We start from the raw sequence: 16784 nt of genomic DNA, 5'->3' as shown, positions 1-16784 counted from the left end.
TGTGGCTTGTCGCCAGTATTCTGCAGCTCCTATGTTCGGCCTTTCAGGGAAGCGGATAGCAGATCGCGTCCATGCAGTTGTCGCCTTGTGGGGAGGTTGGAGCATGTGGACTGTCTTGCAACGCAGGCTGGCGAGCCTGAGCACGGCCAACAAGCTGATACTGGGGTTCGGCATCGTACTGGCACTCACCCTGGTGGTAGCGGCCACCGGTTTCAGTGCTCTGCGCGCGGTGGACGGCCGGGCTCGTCTTCTTGAAGAGATGCGTGCCATCAGCGGTGATGTGCTGATGATCCGGCGCACGGAAAAGGACTATGCCCTTACCTCTGACGCCAAGCACGCCGAGGCGCTGCGTCAGCAGGCCGAAGCCATCGTCACCCGCAGCGAGGCACTGGCCGCGCAATTGTCTGGTCCGGGGCGCGAGGCCCTGGGCGAAGTCACCCAGGCCATGGCGGAGTACCGCGCGGCTTTTGACCGTTACGTAGAGCTCACCGACAACCAGCGCCTGGCGCTGGAGGCTGCCAACTGGCTGGTGGTCAGCGCGTCCAACAGCCTCGACGTGCTGCAAAGCGGTCTGAACGAGGATGGCGTCGACCTGCTGAAGAGTTCGCAGGGGGCCGAAGGCGCGGAGCTGGTGACCCAGGGCGGGCAGATCAGCCGCGTTTATCAACTGCTCCTGCAGGCGCTCAACCAGGCCCGCCTGCGCCTGGAGCAGAGCCGGGGCACGGAAGGGGCCGGTGCTCCGCAGATCCAGGAAGCCCTGGACGCTCAGAAGCTCGCCGCCGAGCTGCGCGACGCCATGCAGGACCCCGGCTACGCCGCCGTGCTCACTGAAGTGATCGGCAACGTCGACTCCTTCAATGAACGCTTGAAGGATTACACCGCGTCCCTGGAGCAGCAGCGCCAGGAGTACATGCACCTGGCGACCCAGGCCGACCGGGTGGTGCAGGCCGTAGAGCGCGCCTACGAACTGCAAAAGGCCGACATGCGCGCCCAGCAGGATGCCAGCTCACTGCTGATCCTGCTGGCAGCGGCCCTGGCCTTGGTGATCGGCCTGGCGGCTACTGCTCTGATCAGCCTGTTGATCGTTCGGCCGCTGCGCCGGGTCATCAGCCTGGCTCGGCAGATCGCCGAGGGTGATCTCAGTGCCCGCATCGAGGTGCAGCGCCGCGACGAGATCGGTCAGTTGATGGAAGCCATGCAGGGCATGTCCGGCAATCTGCGGGACATGGTCGGTCGCTTGCAGGGCGGCGTGGCGCAGATTTCCTCTTCGGCCCAGGCGTTGTCCAGCGTCACCGAGCAGACCCGCGTAGGCGTGAATGGCCAGAAGGAAGAAACCGACCAGGTCGCCACCGCCATGAGCCAGATGGCCGCCACCGTGCAGGAAGTGGCGCGCAATGCCGAGGCAGCCGCCAGTTCCACCGAGGCCGCCGACAACCGCGTCAGCACCGGCAGCCAGGTCGTGCGCCAGACCCTGGAGCGGGTCAATCAACTGGCCCGTGCGATGGAGGAAACCACTTCCAGCATCCAGCGCCTCAGCCAGGACACTCAAAGCATCGGTACCGTGCTCGACGTGATCAAGAGCGTTGCAGAACAGACCAACCTGCTGGCGCTCAATGCTGCCATCGAAGCGGCCCGTGCCGGTGAGCAGGGACGTGGATTCGCCGTGGTCGCGGACGAAGTGCGGGCGCTGGCGCGGCGGACCCAGCAGTCCACCGCCGAGATCGAACGGCTGATCGCTACCCTGCGCGATGGCGTGCGCAGTTCGGTGGAGCACATGCAGCAGAGCGAAAGCCTGGTCGGACTGACCGTGCAGGATGCCAACCTGACCGAGGAAGCACTGGCCGGCATTGCCGATGCCGTGACCCTGATCCACCAGATGAACCAGCAGATCGCTGCGGCGGCCGAGCAGCAGAGCGCGGTAGCCGAGGAGATCAATCGCAGCGTCACCAGCATCCGGGATATCGCCGACCAGTCCGCCATGGCCATGGACGAAACGGCAACCTCCAGCGTCCAGCTCGCGCGGCTGGGACAGGAGTTGCAGGGCATGGCGGGGCATTTCCGGCTCTGAGTCCGCAGCAAGTGTGGAGGATTCGGCATTCCGTCGTGCGGACCGGGGCCCTAGAATGGTGCCCCTGTCCAACCGGCCTGGAGTGTTGCAATGCTGAAGATCTGGGGGCGAATCAATTCCACCAACGTGCGCAAGGCGCTCTGGTGCGCTGAAGAAGCCGGAGTCGCCTACGAGCAGCGGGACGCCGGCGGTGCCTTTGGCCTGGTCAACGAGCCGACCTACCGCGCGCGTAATCCCAACGGCCTGGTGCCGATGATCGAGGACGGCGACCTGGTGCTCTGGGAGTCAAACGCCATTGTCCGCTACCTGGCCGCGCGCTATGCCATGGGTAGCCTCTATCCCGAGTCGCCGGTGGCGCGTGCCGAGGGTGACAAGTGGATGGACTGGGCCACCTCCAGCTTTGCCACACCGTTTCGCGACCTGTTCTGGGGCACCCTGCGCACACCGCCGGCCGAGCGTAACCAGGCGCTGATCGATACCGCGCTGACCCGCTGCGGTGAGCTGCTGGCCATTCCCGATCGTGCCCTGGCCGAGCGCCCCTACTTGTCGGGTGAAGCCCTGGCGATGGGCGATATCCCGCTTGGCTGCTTCGCCTACGCTTGGTTCGAGATGCCGATCCTGCGCCCCGAGCTGCCCAACCTCGAAGCCTGGTACGCGCGCCTGAAGGCCCGGCCGGCGTACAAGAAGGCGGTGATGACGGCGCTGACCTGATCCGGCTCGCCGATAGAGCCATTGGAACCTAGGCTGAGTGGCAGCGATCCCCGGTTGAATTAGCTGGCATTCGGCCTTATCTAGCCCCTTTCCTTAGAAGCAGACGAATCCATCATGAGTTCCGCCCTGTCCATCCGGCAGTTGACCAAGACCTACGGCAATGGCTTCCAGGCCCTCAAAGGCATCGATCTGGAAGTGGCCGAAGGTGATTTCTTCGCCTTGCTCGGCCCCAACGGCGCAGGCAAGTCCACCACCATCGGCATCCTGTCCACCCTGGTGAACAAGACCAGCGGCACCGTCAGTGTTTTTGGCAATGACCTGGACAAGTCGCCCTACGCGCTCAAGCGCTGCCTGGGTGTGGTGCCGCAGGAGTTCAACTTCAACCAGTTCGAGAAGGTCTTCGACATCGTCGTGACCCAGGCGGGCTACTACGGCATTCCAGCGAAGATCGCCAAGGAGCGCGCCGAGCAGTACCTGAACCAGCTCGGCCTGTGGGAGAAGCGCAATTCGGCTTCCCGCGAACTCTCCGGCGGCATGAAGCGCCGCCTGATGATCGCCCGCGCGCTGATCCACCAGCCGCGCCTCTTGATCCTCGACGAACCCACTGCGGGCGTGGACATCGAGCTGCGCCGCTCCATGTGGAGCTTCCTCACGGAGCTGAACGAGCAGGGCATCACCATCATCCTGACGACGCACTACCTGGAAGAGGCCGAGCAGCTCTGCCGCAACATCGGCATCATCGACCACGGCCGCATCGTCGAGAACACCAGCATGAAGGAGCTCCTGAAGAAGCTGCACAAGGAAACCTTCCTGCTGGACCTCAAGGAGCCCCTGGAAGTGCTGCCCCAGCTCAATGGCTACCCCGCCGAGCTGGTGGATGACCACACCCTGGAAGTGCAGGTGGAGAAGACCCAGGGCCTGACCGAGCTGTTCCGTCAGTTGGCCGCCTTGAACATCGACGTGCTGAGCATGCGCAACAAGTCCAATCGCCTCGAGGAGCTGTTCGTGTCCCTGGTGGAGAAAAACCTGGCGAAGGTGGCCGTATGAGTTCGGAACTCTCCGCAAACCTGGTCGCCCTCAATACCATCGTCTATCGCGAAATCCGCCGTTTCATGCGGATCTGGCCGCAGACACTGCTACCCCCGGCCATCACCATGGCCCTGTACTTCGTCATCTTCGGCAACCTGATCGGCCGGCAGATTGGCGACATGGGCGGCTTCAGCTACATGGACTACATCGTCCCCGGCCTGATCATGATGTCGGTCATCACCAACTCCTACAGCAACGTGGTGTCGAGCTTCTTCGGCAGCAAGTTCCAGCGTTCGGTGGAGGAGTTGCTGGTATCGCCGGTGTCGGCGCACACCATCCTCCTCGGCTACACCATCGGTGGCGTGCTGCGTGGGCTGGCGGTGGGGGTGATCGTGACCTTCCTGTCGTTGTTCTTCACCAAGCTCCAGGTGCACCACATCGGGGTGACGGCGCTGGTGGTGCTGCTGACTGCCACCATCTTCTCCCTGGGTGGGTTCATAAACGCGGTCTATGCGCGCAACTTCGACGATATCTCGATCATTCCGACCTTCGTGCTGACCCCGCTGACCTACCTGGGCGGCGTGTTCTACTCGATCCACCAGCTGCCGCCGTTCTGGCAGACGGTGTCCCTGGGCAACCCGATCCTGCACATGGTCAACGCCTTTCGTTACGGCATCCTGGGTGTTTCCGACATCAATATCGGCGTCGCCATCGCCCTGATGCTGCTGACCATGGTCATTCTTTACGTCGCCTGCATCCGCCTGCTGGTCAGCGGTCGCGGCATGCGCCAATAAGGCGAAACAAAGCGACACAGAGTGGCATTATCTTCTGGATGCCGCTGATCGAGGTCTGCCGATACAGTCGGCAGACTTCTTTCCTTCCGAATCGTCCCAGGGGCTCCTAATGATGGTCCGCCGCAGTGTTTGGCTGTTATTCGGGGCGCTTGCCTCGTTGTCCGCCGTGGCCCAGGAGGCGCCGCTGGTGGAAGTGGCCGAGCCTCAGCGGGCGCTGGTGCGCGACGAACTGGTGACCTTCGGTTCGCTGCGCTCGGACGAGTCGGTGATGATCCGCCCGGAAGTGGAGGGCAGGGTGGCCAGCCTGCATTTCCGCGAGGGTGAGACGGTCAAGGGCGGCGAGCTCCTGATCAGCCTGGACGACGCCATCGCCCGCGCCGAGCTGGCCCAGGCCCGCGCCAACCTCGACCTGGCCGAAAAGAGCTATGAACGGGCGAAGATGCTGTACTCGCGCGGCGCCAGCAATGCCCAGGCGCAGGACGAGTCAATGTCCCAGGAACAGGCGGCGCGTGCCAGCCTGGCGCTGGCCCAGGCGCGCCTCGACAAGACCCAGATCCGCGCGCCCTACGACGGCACCCTGGGGCTTCGCCAGGTCAGCGTCGGTGACTACCTCAGCGCTGGGCAGGACATGGTCAACCTGGAAGTGCTGGACCCGTTGAAGGTGGATTTCCGTATCCCGCAGAAGGCGGTCAGCCAGGTGAGTCTTGGCCAGCCGGTGGAACTCAGCCTGGACACCTATCCGGGAGAGCGCTTCCGCGGCAAGATCATCGCCCTCAACCCGCGCCTGGACGAGATCGGCCGCAGCCAGGCCATCCGCGCGCAGATTCCCAACAAGGAACACCGACTCAAGCCCGGCCAGTTCGTGAAGGTATCGGTGATCCTCGCCGAGCGCCCGCAGGCCCTGCTGATTCCCGAAGAGGCCGTGATGCCTGTGGGGCAGCAGTTGTTCGTCAACGTCGTGGTGGACGGCAAGGTGGAGCGCCGGCAGATCAAGATCGGCCAGCGCCTGCGCGGCAAGGCCGAGGTTCGTGAGGGCCTGCAGGGCAACGAGCAGGTCATTACTGCGGGCTGGCAGAAGGTCAGTCCCGGGCTGGAGGTCCGCACCGTAGCGCGAGGTGGGGCATGACCCTCTCTGATGTGTGCATCCGCAGGCCGGTATTTGCCACCGTCCTGTCGCTGATCCTGGTGCTGCTCGGGCTGCTGGCTTATCAGCGCCTCGCGGTGCGGGAATACCCCAACATCGACGTGCCCATCGTCACCGTCAACGTCATCTATCCCGGCGCCAGCCCGGAGATCATGGAATCCCAGGTGGCCCAGCCCATCGAGGACGTGCTGTCGGGCATCGAGGGCCTGGACTTCGTGGCCTCCATCAGCCGCTCGGAAAACACCCAGATCACCGCCCAGTTCCGCCTCGGCACCAACGCCGACGAGGCTGCCAACGATGTGCGCGACCGACTGGGCCGGGTACGCGGCCTGCTGCCGGACGAGATCAACGAGCCCATCGTGCAAAAGGTCGAGGCCGACGCCCAGCCGGTGATCTGGATCGCCTTCTACAGCGAGCGGCATTCGGCGATGGAGATCACCGATGTGCTCGAACGGGTGATACGCGACCGCGTGCAGACCATTCCCGGCGTCTCCGAGGTGCAGATCCGTGGTGCCCGGCGCTTCGCCATGCGCATCTGGCTGGACCCGGAAAAGCTCGCCGCCCACGACCTCACGGTGCAGGACGTGGAAGATGCCCTGCGCCGGCAGAACGTTGAAATTCCGGCAGGGCGCATCGAGTCCGTGCAGCGCGAATTCAGCGTGCTGTCGGAAACCGACCTGCGCACCCCCGAGGAATTCAACGACCTGATCCTCAACGACCAGCGCGGCTACCTGCTGCGCCTGGCCGACGTCGGTCATGCCGAGATCGGCGCCGCAGACGAGCGCAGCATCGTGCGCTTCAATGGGCGCTCGGCCGTGTCCCTCGGGCTGGTCAAACAGGCTACGGCCAATCCGCTGGAAATCTCCGACGGTCTCAATGCCGCGCTGCCGGAACTGCAAGCCTTGCTGCCCGACGGCATGAAAATGACCATCGCCAACGACAGTTCGCTGTTCATCCGCGAGTCCATCGACAACGTCTACACCACCATCTGGGAAGCGGTGGTGCTGGTCATCCTGATCATCTTCCTGTTCCTGCGCTCCCTGCGCGCCACCCTGATTCCGCTGGTGACCATCCCGGTGTCGCTGATCGGCGCCTTCAGCCTCATGGTGCTACTGGGTTTCTCCATCAATACCCTGACGCTGCTGGCCATGGTGCTCGCCATCGGCCTTGTAGTGGACGATGCCATCGTCGTGCTGGAGAACATCCACCGGCACATCGAGGAGGGCATGTCGCCGCTCCAGGCTGCCTACAAGGGCAGTCGCGAGATTGCCTTCGCGGTTGTCGCCATGACCCTGACCCTGGCGGCTGTCTATGCCCCCATCGGTTTCATGCAGGGCACCTCCGGCAAGCTCTTCACCGAATTCTCCTGGACCCTGGCCGGCGCGGTGCTGGTGTCGGGCTTCGTCGCCCTGACCCTGTCGCCGATGATGTGCGGCCACCTGCTCAAGCCCCACGGGGCGCAGCAGCACGGGCGCTTCTACAACCTGGTGGAGTCCTTTCTTCACGCACTGACCTACAGCTACCGCCACCTGCTGGAGCGGGTGCTGCGTGCCTGGATGCTCATTGTCCTGCTGTTGGCGGCGATCCTGGTGTTGTGCCTGGTGCTGTTCAGCGGCTTGCGCAGCGAGCTGGCCCCCACCGAGGACACCGGCACCATCGTCGGCTCGTTCAACGGCCCCGACGGCGCCACCATCGAATACACCAGTCGCTACGCGAAAATGCTGGAAGAGGCCTACCAGACCATCCCCGAAGCCAACCGCTACATGGTGGTGGTGGGCTTCCCGACCGTGGCCCAGGGCCTGTCCTTCCTCAAGCTGGAGCCCTGGGATGACCGCGAGCGCAGCCAGTTCGAAATCCGTGACGAACTCCTGCCCAAACTGCGCGACATTCCCGGCGTGCGGGCCTTCCCCATCAACCGTCCGCCCCTGGGGCAGAGCGCACGCAACCAGCCGGTGAACTTCGTGATCCGCTCGTCGCTGGAGTACAGCGAGCTGCAGGGGTACGTCGATCAGTTGATGGAGCGCGTGCGCGACTTTCCCGGGCTGGAAAGCCTGGACAGCGACCTCAAGCTCAACGCGCCGCAGCTCAAGGTCACGGTCAACCGCGAGCAGGCGGTGGCGGTGGGCACGGACACCGCGGCCATCGGCCGTAGCCTGGAAAGCCTGTTCGGCAGCCGCCAGGTAACGCGCTTCAAGCAGAACGGCGAGCAGTACGACGTGCTGGTGCAACTGGCCAACGTCGACCGCAGCAACCCGGACGATCTCAACCGCGTGTACGTACGCGGCCGCAACGACAGCATGGTGCAACTGGCCAACCTGATCGACGTACGCGAAACCGTGGCGCCTCGCGAGCTCAATCACTTCAACCAGCTGCGCGCGGTCACCGTGACCGCCAACGTCGGTTCCGGCTACACCCTGGGTGAGGCCCTCGACCACCTGGAAGTGGCGGCGCGCGAGGTGTTCCCGCCAGACACCCAGTTCGACTACACCGGCACCTCGCGTGACTTCAAGGATTCCAGCAGTGGCGTGGCGCTGATCTTCGCCCTGGCCCTGGTGTTCATCTACCTGGTGCTGGCGGCGCAGTTCGAGAGCTTCATCGACCCGATGATCATCCTCTTCAGCGTGCCGCTCTCCATGGCCGGTGCGCTGCTGGCGCTGACCTTCTTCGGCGGCACCCTGAACATCTACTCCCAGGTGGGCATGGTCACGCTCATCGGCCTGATCACCAAGCACGGCATTCTCATCGTCGAATTCGCCAATCAGTTGCTGCGCCAGGGCGTGGACCTTCACGAAGCGGTGATGGAAGCCTCGGTGAAACGCCTGCGGCCGATCCTGATGACCACTGGTGCCATGGTGCTGGGCTCGGTGCCACTGGCCATCGCCACGGGCGCCGGTGCGGAAAGCCGGCAGCAGATCGGCATGGTGATCGTCGGCGGTCTGCTGGTGGGGACCTTCTTCACCCTGTTCGTGGTGCCGACCCTCTATCAACTGCTGCGCCGCTGGAAGCCGATCCACAAGCTGGAGGCGGCGCCAGCGTGATCCTGCTCACCTGATGGTTGCGCTTGTGGGGGCGATTTCAATCGCCAAGGGCAGCGCAGCTGCCCCCTGAGGTCCTTGAGGCCGAACCTGCGGTCCGGTTGGCGAATGTATTGGCTCTGTCCGCATGACGTGTTGCATGCAGTCGCGTTACCCGTAGGAGCTGGCTTGCCAGCGAATGGCCCCGTTTCGCTGGCGAGCCAGCTCCTACAGGGCCCTTGGTCGGAGGGTGAATCTCTCGCAACAGCTAACGAAGACAGAGCGAATGAATTCACCCCTACAACAGGTTGCCCCTACCCGTTACAAGCGCTGAAAGAACTTCGGATAGCGGTTCACCAGCCCATCCTCGTCCAGGGTCAGCACTGCTTCGAAGCCGCTGCCGTCGAGGTTCTGGTAGAGGTAATGGCTCTGGTCGAGGCGGGTGTAGGCCTGGCGCATGCGCCGCACGCTCAGATGCGGCGCTTCGACGAACACTGCCTCGATCTCCCGGCGCTCTTCCGGGTTGAGGAACAGCCGCCAGATGCTCGGGCTGTTGGTGAAGGGGGTGGGCCAGAGGTCCAGGTCGAGGCTACCCGACAGCTCGGGCAGCTTCTGGCCGTTGCCATCGAACCAGTGCAGGCCGTCACGGCGCAGGGTCAGGGTGCGGCTGCCGCGCCCATCACGCACCGTGGCGCTGAAGGCCCTGGGTTCCCAACCCTTTTCGTATTCCAGGGTGTAGTTCAGCCGGTACGGCTTGCCATCGTCGTCAAAGGCCAGCATGCCGCTGTCCACCCGGCGCCCCTCCAGACGGAAGTCCTCCAGGCCATGGGTGGGGGCGCGGTTGTTCCAGAGGTGGGTCCAGAGGGCTGTGGTTCTCATCAGCTCATGCCTCGTGGCGCTGGGTCTTTCGCAGGACCAGATAGAGCAGTGGCCCGATGGAGGCGAACGCTGCGGTCAACAGGTAGAAGGGTAGCAAGTAGGCCAGGCTGTGGCCCTGGCGGCGATTGTCCTGGTACATCCGAACAGGAGCAGGGCGATCAGGGCAAACGAGCGAACGGGCATGGGACTTCCTTGTCGTTGGGGGAATCAGTCGAGCAGCAGCCCCACCTGGCGGATCTTCGGCAGGCGCGCGACCACCAGTTGGTGGGAGCGGGTGATCAGCTCGCGCAACTCGCCGTCGCCCATGGGGTAGGGGCGTTGCATGGCGATCCAGTGGGCCCGCGCCAGGTAAGGCGCGGGAATGATGCCGGGGCGGTCGACGTAACCGAGGAACAGGTCCTTATCGACCTTGAAGGTCAGGCCATCACCCAGGAAATTAATAATGGCGAACATCTTGTTGCCGGCTATCGAGAACACCCGGTTGCTGCCCCATTTGAGGTCTTCCCGGGCACCGGGAAGCTGCAGGCAGAAGGCGGCGACTTGATCAGGGGTCATGCGTGCTCCTGTTCCTTCAGGTTCGGGTTTCGCTGCGTAGCAGCCAGAGGCTCACTAGCATGCCGGTCAGGGCCATCAGCGCAGCGACCAGGAAGATCGTGGCGAAGCCCGCACCACTGGCAATTGCGCCCATGAGTGGCCCGGCGATACCCAGGGCCAGGTCGAAGAATACCGCGTAGGCGCCCAGGGCCGAACTGCGGCTGGCGGCTGGAATGCGCGTGACGGCCTCGACACCGAGGGCAGGATAGACCAGCGACAGGCCGAAACCGGTCAGCGCCGCGCCGGCCAGCGCCAGCCAAGGCGTCGGCGCCGCCCACAACAGGAACAAGCCGAGGCTTTCCACCACCAGACAGACGATGGCCACCCGGTAACCGCCCAGGTGCTTGATGCTGTTGACGAACAGCAGCCGGGCACCGATGAAGGCGCAGCCGAAGGCGGTGAGGCAGTAAGCGGCACCTTCCCAACCCACGCTGGCGTAGTAGAGGGTGATGAACGTGGCCAGGGTGCCGAAGCCGATGGAGCCCAGGGCCAGGGCCGTGCCGTTGGGGGCGATGCGCAGGAAGACATTGCTGAAGGGCAGCCGCTCGCCGTGGACGATGGGCGAGGGGGGCTTGGGACAGGCCAGCAGCAGGGCAATGGCACAGAGCACTGCCATCAGCCCACCGATGCTCCATAGGCCGAGGCCATCGACCAGAACCACGCCCAGTGGCGCGCCGATGGCCACCGCGCCATAGGAGGCGATGCCGTTGAAGGAAATCACCCGCGCCATGTTTTCCGCACCCACCAGGCCCACGCCCCAACTGATGGAACCCGTGCCCACCAGGCCCTGGCCAATGCCCAGCATTACGCGCCCGCCGAGCAGAAGCGCCAGACTCAGCAGGGGGAACTGCGCCAGCGAGGTGGAGAGCAGCGTCAGTACCCCGGACAGGCCGCAGCCCGCCATGCCGTACATGACCGCGCGCTTGGCGCCCAGCCGGTCGGCCAGGCTTCCCGACATGGGGCGGGAGAGGAGGGTGGCGAGGTACTGCACGCTGATGACGATCCCCGCCATCACCGATCCGTAGCCCATGTCGTCATGCACGTAGCCGGGCAACACGGCAATCGGCAGCCCGACACAGAGGAAGCTGATGAAGGTGAAGAAGACGACGGTAATGATCTGCAGCGTGGAGGAGGACGCGGACGGCCGTGGCGTGCTCATGGCAGAACCTGGAATTGGGACGGACGGGGAATGTCGCCATCATCCCCGACTCGCGGCGGCAAAGGAAGCTAGCTAATGGTTGTCTTGCTGGCCAAGGTTCAGATGATGGGAATCTGGCTGTGGGCGAAGGCTTCCACGAGGTGCTCGATCCAGGCGCGGACCGCCGGCAGCATGCCGCGCCGGTGGGTGTAGACCGCTTGCAGATGGCCGCCCGGCAGGCTCCATTCCGGCAGCAGGCGCACCAGGCTACCGTCGCGCAACTCGGCTTCGCAGTTCATCTGCGGCAGCATGCTGAAACCCAGGCCCGCCAGCACCGCGTGCTTGCGGACATCGAAGTCCTCGATGCCCAGGCGGGCCTCCAGGACCACTTCGCGGCGATTGCCGCAGCCGTCATGCAGGTAGTGGTGGATGCGTCGGTCAGCCTCCAGGCCGCCGAGGGCTGGCAAGTGCTGGAGGTCGTCCGGGGTACGGATGCTCCTGCCCTCCAGCAGGCTGGGCGCGGCCACCAGGAAGGCCTGCGCCGGTCGCAAGGGACGAGCGATCAGGGTCGGGTCTTCGTCCCCTTCCTCGCGCACCCGAAGGGCTACGTCCACGCCTTCCTCACGTAGATCCACCCGGCGGTTGGTGAGGATCATGTCCAGTTGCACCAGCGGATAGTGCTGGAGGAACTCGGCTATCACGTGCTTGAGCATCGAGTGCGCCAGCTCCACCGGGCAGGACACCCGCAGGCGACCCCGGGGTTCGACGGTAAGACTGGCCACCACTTCCTCGGCCTGCTCGGCCTCCAGCAGCATGGCCTGGCAATGGCGCAGGAAGCGCTCGCCGACATCGGTCAGCGCCAGCTTGCGTGTGGTGCGTTGCAGCAGACGCGCGCCGAGCCGGGTTTCCAGTTCTGCAATGCGCCGTGAAAGGCGCGACTTGGGTATGCCGAGCAGGCGGCCGGCAGACGAGAAGCCGCCGTGCTCCACCACCTTGGCAAAATAGAAGAGATCGTTGAGGTCTTGCATGGTTTTGTCCTGCGGGTGGGACGAGCTATCGCGTTGGGTGACTTTACCGCGCCATTGCCCGATCTGGCGGGACTTTCGCGCACATTGCCGGGCGGCCGGCCAAGCGCTATACCTGAGCCTCTCCCATCCACCCGAAAACGGAGCGATCACCATGTCCTTGTCTATGTACGAGGCGTCTATCCCGGTTCTGGCGCGCATGCTCGGCAACCTGTCCAACATCCTCAAGAAAGGCGAGGCCAACGCCCTGGCGCGTGGCATCGATCCCAAGGTGTTCATCGAGTCGCGCCTGGCGCCGGATATGTACGCCTTGGCCCGTCAGGTGCAAATCGCCAGCGATATGGCCAAGGGATGCGCGGCGCGCCTGGCCAACATCGAGGTACCGAGTTGGGTCGACAGCGAAACCACCTTCGAGGAACTGCAGGCGCGCATCGCCAAGACTCAGGCGTTCATCCAGGGCATAGACGCTGCCCAGCTGGAAGGCAGCGAAAGCCGCACTGTGGTGCTGAAGATGCGCAGTGGCGAGATCAGCTTCAGCGGTCGCGACTATCTGCTCGGCTTCGCCCTGCCGAACTTCTATTTCCACATCACCACCACCTACGCCATCCTCCGCCACAACGGCGTGGACGTGGGCAAGATGGATTACCTGGGCGGCGTCTGACGCGTTCGTCCGGTGCCAGTTGGACACCGCATTTCGTGTCTGCCGTTCGTGGTTCGGATTGCATCCGGGCTACTGACAATCCGACTTCATTCTGTAAATCAGGCAATTCGATCGTCACAAGCAGTGCCGATCACTCATGGCCACGCCCTAAGGGCGTGGTTTCCCACGTTCGAATGAAAGAAGCCCACCGGATGGGTGGGCTTCTTCGTTTGCGGTGGGCTTACCAGAGCGGCAGCACGTAGCTGAGGATCAGGCGGTTTTCGTCGATATCGCTACCGAAGTTGGTGGAGCGCACCGTTGCGTTGCGCCATTTGACGCCGAAGTTCTTCAGCGGGCCTTCCTGGAAGACGTAGGCGATGTCCATGTTGCGTTCCCACTCCTTGCCGTCTTCACGACCGGCACCCAGGTCGATGTTGTCGCCGGTCAGGTAGCGGGTCATGAAGGTCAGGCCGGGAATGCCGAGGCTGGCGAAGTTGTAGTCGTAACGGGCCTGCCAGGATTTCTCGTCCTTGTTGGCGAAGTCGCCGATCTGCACGTAGTTGACCAGGAAGGGGTCGGTGCCGTTGATGTAGGCGAAGCCGGTGTCACCGCTCATGCTCTGGTAGCCGAGGCCAAAGGCGTGGCCGCCGAGGGCGTAGGTGAACATGGCGCCGAAGGCCTTGTTGTCGACGTTGCTGGAGCCTTCGTCGGTGGAACGGGCGTAGCGCAGGTCGCTCTTCAGCGATTGCTTGTCGCCCAGTGGCAGCAGGTGGACGGCGCTGAAGAAGTGCTGCTTGTAGAACTCGTCCAGTTCGCCGTAGTGGTAGCCGGTGGTGAGGTTGCCGTTCCACTTGTAGCTGGCGCCGGCGAAGTTGAACTCGTCGCTGGTGGTGCCCGTGCGGACGCGGACATTCTTCACGCCGACGGTGGAGATGCTCATGTCCTCGTAATCGGAGGAGTCACGCTGGTTGACCTGCTTGAGCTGGCCGGCATCGAAGGTGAGGCCGTCGAGCTCCATGGCGTTCAGGTGGCCGCCCTGGAAGGTCTGCGGCAGCAGGCGCGAGTCGTTGTACTGGACGACCGGCAGCTTGGGCAGCAGGGTACCGACCTTGAGCACGCTCTTGGAGGCGCGCAGTTTGGCGGTCAGGCCGAGTTCGCCGTACTCGTCCTGGGCACGGCCGCTTTCACGGTCGCGCTTGAGCAGGCCGGTGTTGCTACGGTCGGCGCTGGAATCGAGCTTGACGCCGAGCAGGCCGAGGGCATCGACGCCCACGCCGACGCTGCCCTCGGTGTAGCCGGATTCGTAGCGCAGGAGAAAGCCCTGGGCCCATTCCTCGGCTTTGGCCTGCGGGGCGTTTTCCTGGCGGAAGTCGCGGTTGAAGTAGAAGTTACGCAGTTCCAGGCTGGCCTTGCTGTCCTTGATGAACTCGGCCTGGGCAGGGGAGACGACGCCGATGGCGGTGCCGGTCAGCAGGAGCAGGGAGGAACAGAGACGGGTATGTCGGGACATGTTCTTTCTCTTGTTATTGTGGAAGCGGGTGAGCTGGCGGGCCTCTTGTTGGAGGGTCAGCACAGCCGCGCAACTATTCACGGGCGAGCTGCCCATTGAAATGCGCTGTTCTACCGACCGCAGGTACGTAGAACTACCGAGCCGCTGCTCGGCAGCGCTTAGATGCGAGTGACCATGCAACTCAAATACAAGATCGTGACGCTCAGCGTCCTGCCCCTCATCGTGTCGGTGCTCTTTATCTGCGTCCTGGTGTTCGCCCAGAGCCGCAAGCTGGAGGAGGAACAGGCCAGGCTGGTGGAAAGCAGCATCATGGCTGCCAAGAAGGCCGAGCTGAAAAACTACCTGGAGCTGGCCCTGAGCCTGATCGCTCCGCTGTACCAGAGTGGCCGGGACGACGAGGAGGCCCGGCAACAGGCACTGCACATGCTGTCACGGGCGAACTTCGGCATGGACGGCTACTTCTTCGTCTACGACCGCCACGGCAAGAACCTGATGCACCCCCGGCAGGCGAACCTGGTGGGCAAGGAACTCATCGGCATGAAGGACAAGAACGGCCTGCCGGTGATCCAGGCGCTGCTCGACAGTGCCGAGAAGGGGGATGGCTACCAGCTCTACACCTGGGAGAAGCCCTCCAGCCGGCAGGTGACCGAGAAGCTCTCGTACGTGGTGATGCTGGACCGCTGGGGCTGGATGCTGGGCACCGGCATCTACATCGACGATGTGGAGGTGGCGACGCTCAAATCCCGTCAGGAGGTGGCCACGGGCGTGCTGACCACGGTGCTGGCGATTGCGTCCTTCTCACTGATTGCTGTGCTGGTGGTGTTCACGGGCGGCCTGATGCTGAACTTCACCGAACACCGCCTCGCCGACCGCAAACTCTCCGCCCTCAACCAGCGCATTGTCCACCTGCAGGAGGAGGAGCGCTCGCGAGTATCCCGCGAGCTGCACGACGGCATCAGCCAGCAACTGGTGTCGATCAAGTTCCAGTTCGAGCTGGCCAGCCTGGAGTTGGAGAGCGGGCAGAGCAGGGGGCTGGAGAACCTGCGCGCGGGTACGACGCGCCTGGGCGAGGCCATTGGCGAGATCCGCCGCATCTCCCACGACTTGCGCCCGTCATTGCTGGACACTCTCGGCCTGTCGCCCGCCATCGACCAACTGGTGCGTGAGTTCGAGCAGCGCACGGCGATCCGCACCCAGTATGAACGCGGGCTGGACGACGCCAGCCTCGACATGGACGTTCGTGTCACGCTGTTCCGCATCATCCAGGAGGCCCTGGGCAACATCGAGCGCCACGCGAAGGCCAGCGCCGCTATAATCTCGCTTTCCGCCAACGGGGACAGCATTGTCCTGCGGGTGGAGGACAACGGCGTGGGATTCGATCCCGGCCTGATGGATAGGAGCCAGGGAATCGGTCTGCGCAACATCAGGGAGCGGGTGGACCACCACCACGGCGCTTTCAGTCTTTCCTCGATAACCGGCCGCACGGAATTGCAGGTCGAGATTCCCCTGCAAAGAGCTTGACGGCTCTACCCAACCAGAGGCCGTGATGAGCTTTCCCCGCCCCATCAGAATCGCGCTGATCGACGACCACGTGCTGGTGCGCGATGGCGTGAAATCCCTGCTATCGGCAATGCCGCACTTCGAGGTCGTGGCCCAGGCCGAGTCCGGCGCCGAAGCGCTGGAGCTGGTGGCCTCCACCGAGCTGGACCTGCTGCTGGTGGACGTCGGCCTCAAGGACATGAACGGCCTGGAACTGACGCGCAAGCTGTGCAGCCTCTATCCGGGCATCAAGATCCTGATCCTCAGCATGTACGACAACCAGGAGTACGTGCGCACCTCCATCAACGCCGGCGCTTTTGGCTACGTGCTGAAAAACGCGCCTTCCACCGAGCTGATCGCCGCCATTGAGGCCATCGTTGCCGGCGGCAGCTTCTACAGCCCGGAAATCGCCCGCAAGCTGGCCACCAACATCCGTGATGAGAACGAGCTCACTCCCCGCGAGTTGCAGGTCCTGTCGATGATCGCCAAGGGGATGAACAACAAGGAAGTGGCGCGCGAGCTGGATATCAGCGTGCGCACCGTGGAAACCTACCGCCTCAGCATTCGCCGCAAGTTGAATATCGACACCCCAGCCGCACTGGTGAAGTACGCCCTGGAGCATGGGCTGATTTCCATCTGAACCTGATCCCGGCAACCTGCGGGCTGCGTTGATGGGTTTCGTTTCATGTTCTACCGGGA

15 protein-coding genes and 1 pseudogene are annotated in these 16784 nt (G+C 63.9%); 10 read left to right on the top strand and 6 right to left on the bottom strand.

Annotation, left to right across the window (positions count from 1 at the left end; all coding sequences use genetic code 11):
* Window positions 1-31: 31 nt before the first annotated feature.
* From FFS60_RS29325 to FFS60_RS00390, 7 genes and pseudogenes are all read left to right on the top strand, one after another.
* Window positions 32-1213: pseudogene (locus FFS60_RS29325) on the top strand (HAMP domain-containing protein); the annotation flags it as partial.
* Complete coding sequence (locus FFS60_RS29320; protein ID WP_371926345.1) at window positions 1187-2068, top strand: methyl-accepting chemotaxis protein; 882 nt, start codon at window positions 1187-1189, stop codon at window positions 2066-2068. The pseudogene FFS60_RS29325 and the gene FFS60_RS29320, both read left to right, overlap by 27 nt.
* A 90-nt stretch (window positions 2069-2158) precedes the next feature.
* On the top strand, window positions 2159-2779 hold the full coding sequence (locus FFS60_RS00410; RefSeq protein WP_137820787.1) for a glutathione S-transferase family protein: 621 nt from the start codon (window positions 2159-2161) through the stop codon (window positions 2777-2779).
* 114 nt (window positions 2780-2893) lie between these two features.
* Window positions 2894-3826, top strand: a complete 933-nt coding sequence (locus FFS60_RS00405) for an ABC transporter ATP-binding protein (protein ID WP_028629789.1) — start codon at window positions 2894-2896, stop codon at window positions 3824-3826.
* Complete coding sequence (locus FFS60_RS00400) at window positions 3823-4602, top strand: ABC transporter permease (protein ID WP_028629790.1); 780 nt, start codon at window positions 3823-3825, stop codon at window positions 4600-4602. Before FFS60_RS00405 ends, FFS60_RS00400 begins: the two co-directional genes overlap by 4 nt.
* Window positions 4603-4711: 109 nt before the next feature.
* Window positions 4712-5728 (top strand): efflux RND transporter periplasmic adaptor subunit, encoded by a 1017-nt coding sequence (locus FFS60_RS00395; protein WP_137820786.1) that lies wholly within the window; start codon window positions 4712-4714, stop codon window positions 5726-5728.
* The gene (locus tag FFS60_RS00390) at window positions 5725-8784 is read left to right on the top strand and encodes an efflux RND transporter permease subunit (protein ID WP_137820785.1); all 3060 of its coding nucleotides are present in this window, start codon (window positions 5725-5727) and stop codon (window positions 8782-8784) included. The genes FFS60_RS00395 and FFS60_RS00390 overlap by 4 nt, the downstream gene beginning before the upstream one ends.
* 297 nt (window positions 8785-9081) lie before the next feature.
* Here FFS60_RS00390 and FFS60_RS00385 read toward each other — a convergent pair whose 3' ends face one another.
* The 5 genes from FFS60_RS00385 to FFS60_RS00365 form a co-directional block, all read right to left on the bottom strand.
* Window positions 9082-9639, bottom strand: a complete 558-nt coding sequence (locus tag FFS60_RS00385) for a putative glycolipid-binding domain-containing protein (protein ID WP_028629793.1) — start codon at window positions 9637-9639, stop codon at window positions 9082-9084.
* Between the two features lie 4 nt (window positions 9640-9643).
* Window positions 9644-9778, bottom strand: coding sequence for a hypothetical protein (locus FFS60_RS28930; RefSeq protein ID WP_305955940.1), 135 nt, complete (start codon window positions 9776-9778; stop codon window positions 9644-9646).
* Between the two features lie 68 nt (window positions 9779-9846).
* A complete protein-coding gene (locus tag FFS60_RS00375) occupies window positions 9847-10194 on the bottom strand; it encodes an MmcQ/YjbR family DNA-binding protein (RefSeq protein WP_028629794.1) in 348 nt (115 codons plus the stop codon).
* A 16-nt stretch (window positions 10195-10210) separates the two neighbouring features.
* On the bottom strand, window positions 10211-11392 hold the full coding sequence (locus FFS60_RS00370; protein ID WP_137820784.1) for an MFS transporter: 1182 nt from the start codon (window positions 11390-11392) through the stop codon (window positions 10211-10213).
* 98 nt (window positions 11393-11490) lie between these two features.
* The gene (locus tag FFS60_RS00365) at window positions 11491-12399 is read right to left on the bottom strand and encodes a LysR substrate-binding domain-containing protein (RefSeq protein ID WP_137820783.1); all 909 of its coding nucleotides are present in this window, start codon (window positions 12397-12399) and stop codon (window positions 11491-11493) included.
* A 151-nt stretch (window positions 12400-12550) separates the two neighbouring features.
* Between FFS60_RS00365 and FFS60_RS00360 the strand changes: the two genes are divergently transcribed.
* Window positions 12551-13057, top strand: coding sequence for a DUF1993 family protein (locus FFS60_RS00360; protein ID WP_028629797.1), 507 nt, complete (start codon window positions 12551-12553; stop codon window positions 13055-13057).
* 220 nt (window positions 13058-13277) lie between these two features.
* On the opposite strand, the gene FFS60_RS00355 is transcribed toward FFS60_RS00360, so the two are convergent.
* On the bottom strand, window positions 13278-14546 hold the full coding sequence (locus FFS60_RS00355; protein WP_137820782.1) for an OprD family porin: 1269 nt from the start codon (window positions 14544-14546) through the stop codon (window positions 13278-13280).
* A gap of 174 nt (window positions 14547-14720) precedes the next feature.
* Here FFS60_RS00355 and FFS60_RS00350 point away from each other — a divergent pair, with 174 nt between their 5' ends.
* Window positions 14721-16067: a cache domain-containing protein gene (locus tag FFS60_RS00350; RefSeq protein WP_137820781.1), complete on the top strand. Its 1347-nt coding sequence runs from the start codon at window positions 14721-14723 to the stop codon at window positions 16065-16067.
* 25 nt (window positions 16068-16092) lie between these two features.
* Window positions 16093-16725, top strand: coding sequence for a response regulator transcription factor (locus FFS60_RS00345; protein WP_137820780.1), 633 nt, complete (start codon window positions 16093-16095; stop codon window positions 16723-16725).
* The last annotated feature ends 59 nt before the right edge of the window (window positions 16726-16784 follow it).

The sequence above is a fragment of the Pseudomonas sp. D(2018) genome (genome assembly GCF_005502555.1).
Classification (GTDB): Bacteria; Pseudomonadota; Gammaproteobacteria; order Pseudomonadales; family Pseudomonadaceae; genus Metapseudomonas; species Metapseudomonas resinovorans.
Note: the sequence above shows the minus strand (reverse complement) of the source record. Positions and strands in the feature narration are given on the sequence as shown.

Bases quoted from the DNA above. Each gene is read 5' to 3' on its own strand.
- FFS60_RS29320 (WP_371926345.1), top strand. From the start codon at position 1,187: ATGGAAGCCATGCAGGGCATGTCCGGCAATCTGCGGGACATGGTCGGT.
- FFS60_RS00410 (WP_137820787.1), top strand. From the start codon at position 2,159: ATGCTGAAGATCTGGGGGCGAATCAATTCCACCAACGTGCGCAAGGCG.
- FFS60_RS00405 (WP_028629789.1), top strand. From the start codon at position 2,894: ATGAGTTCCGCCCTGTCCATCCGGCAGTTGACCAAGACCTACGGCAAT.
- FFS60_RS00400 (WP_028629790.1), top strand. From the start codon at position 3,823: ATGAGTTCGGAACTCTCCGCAAACCTGGTCGCCCTCAATACCATCGTC.
- FFS60_RS00395 (WP_137820786.1), top strand. From the start codon at position 4,712: ATGATGGTCCGCCGCAGTGTTTGGCTGTTATTCGGGGCGCTTGCCTCG.
- FFS60_RS00390 (WP_137820785.1), top strand. From the start codon at position 5,725: ATGACCCTCTCTGATGTGTGCATCCGCAGGCCGGTATTTGCCACCGTC.
- FFS60_RS00385 (WP_028629793.1), bottom strand. From the start codon at position 9,639: ATGAGAACCACAGCCCTCTGGACCCACCTCTGGAACAACCGCGCCCCC.
- FFS60_RS28930 (WP_305955940.1), bottom strand. From the start codon at position 9,778: ATGTACCAGGACAATCGCCGCCAGGGCCACAGCCTGGCCTACTTGCTA.
- FFS60_RS00375 (WP_028629794.1), bottom strand. From the start codon at position 10,194: ATGACCCCTGATCAAGTCGCCGCCTTCTGCCTGCAGCTTCCCGGTGCC.
- FFS60_RS00370 (WP_137820784.1), bottom strand. From the start codon at position 11,392: ATGAGCACGCCACGGCCGTCCGCGTCCTCCTCCACGCTGCAGATCATT.
- FFS60_RS00365 (WP_137820783.1), bottom strand. From the start codon at position 12,399: ATGCAAGACCTCAACGATCTCTTCTATTTTGCCAAGGTGGTGGAGCAC.
- FFS60_RS00360 (WP_028629797.1), top strand. From the start codon at position 12,551: ATGTCCTTGTCTATGTACGAGGCGTCTATCCCGGTTCTGGCGCGCATG.
- FFS60_RS00355 (WP_137820782.1), bottom strand. From the start codon at position 14,546: ATGTCCCGACATACCCGTCTCTGTTCCTCCCTGCTCCTGCTGACCGGC.
- FFS60_RS00350 (WP_137820781.1), top strand. From the start codon at position 14,721: ATGCAACTCAAATACAAGATCGTGACGCTCAGCGTCCTGCCCCTCATC.
- FFS60_RS00345 (WP_137820780.1), top strand. From the start codon at position 16,093: ATGAGCTTTCCCCGCCCCATCAGAATCGCGCTGATCGACGACCACGTG.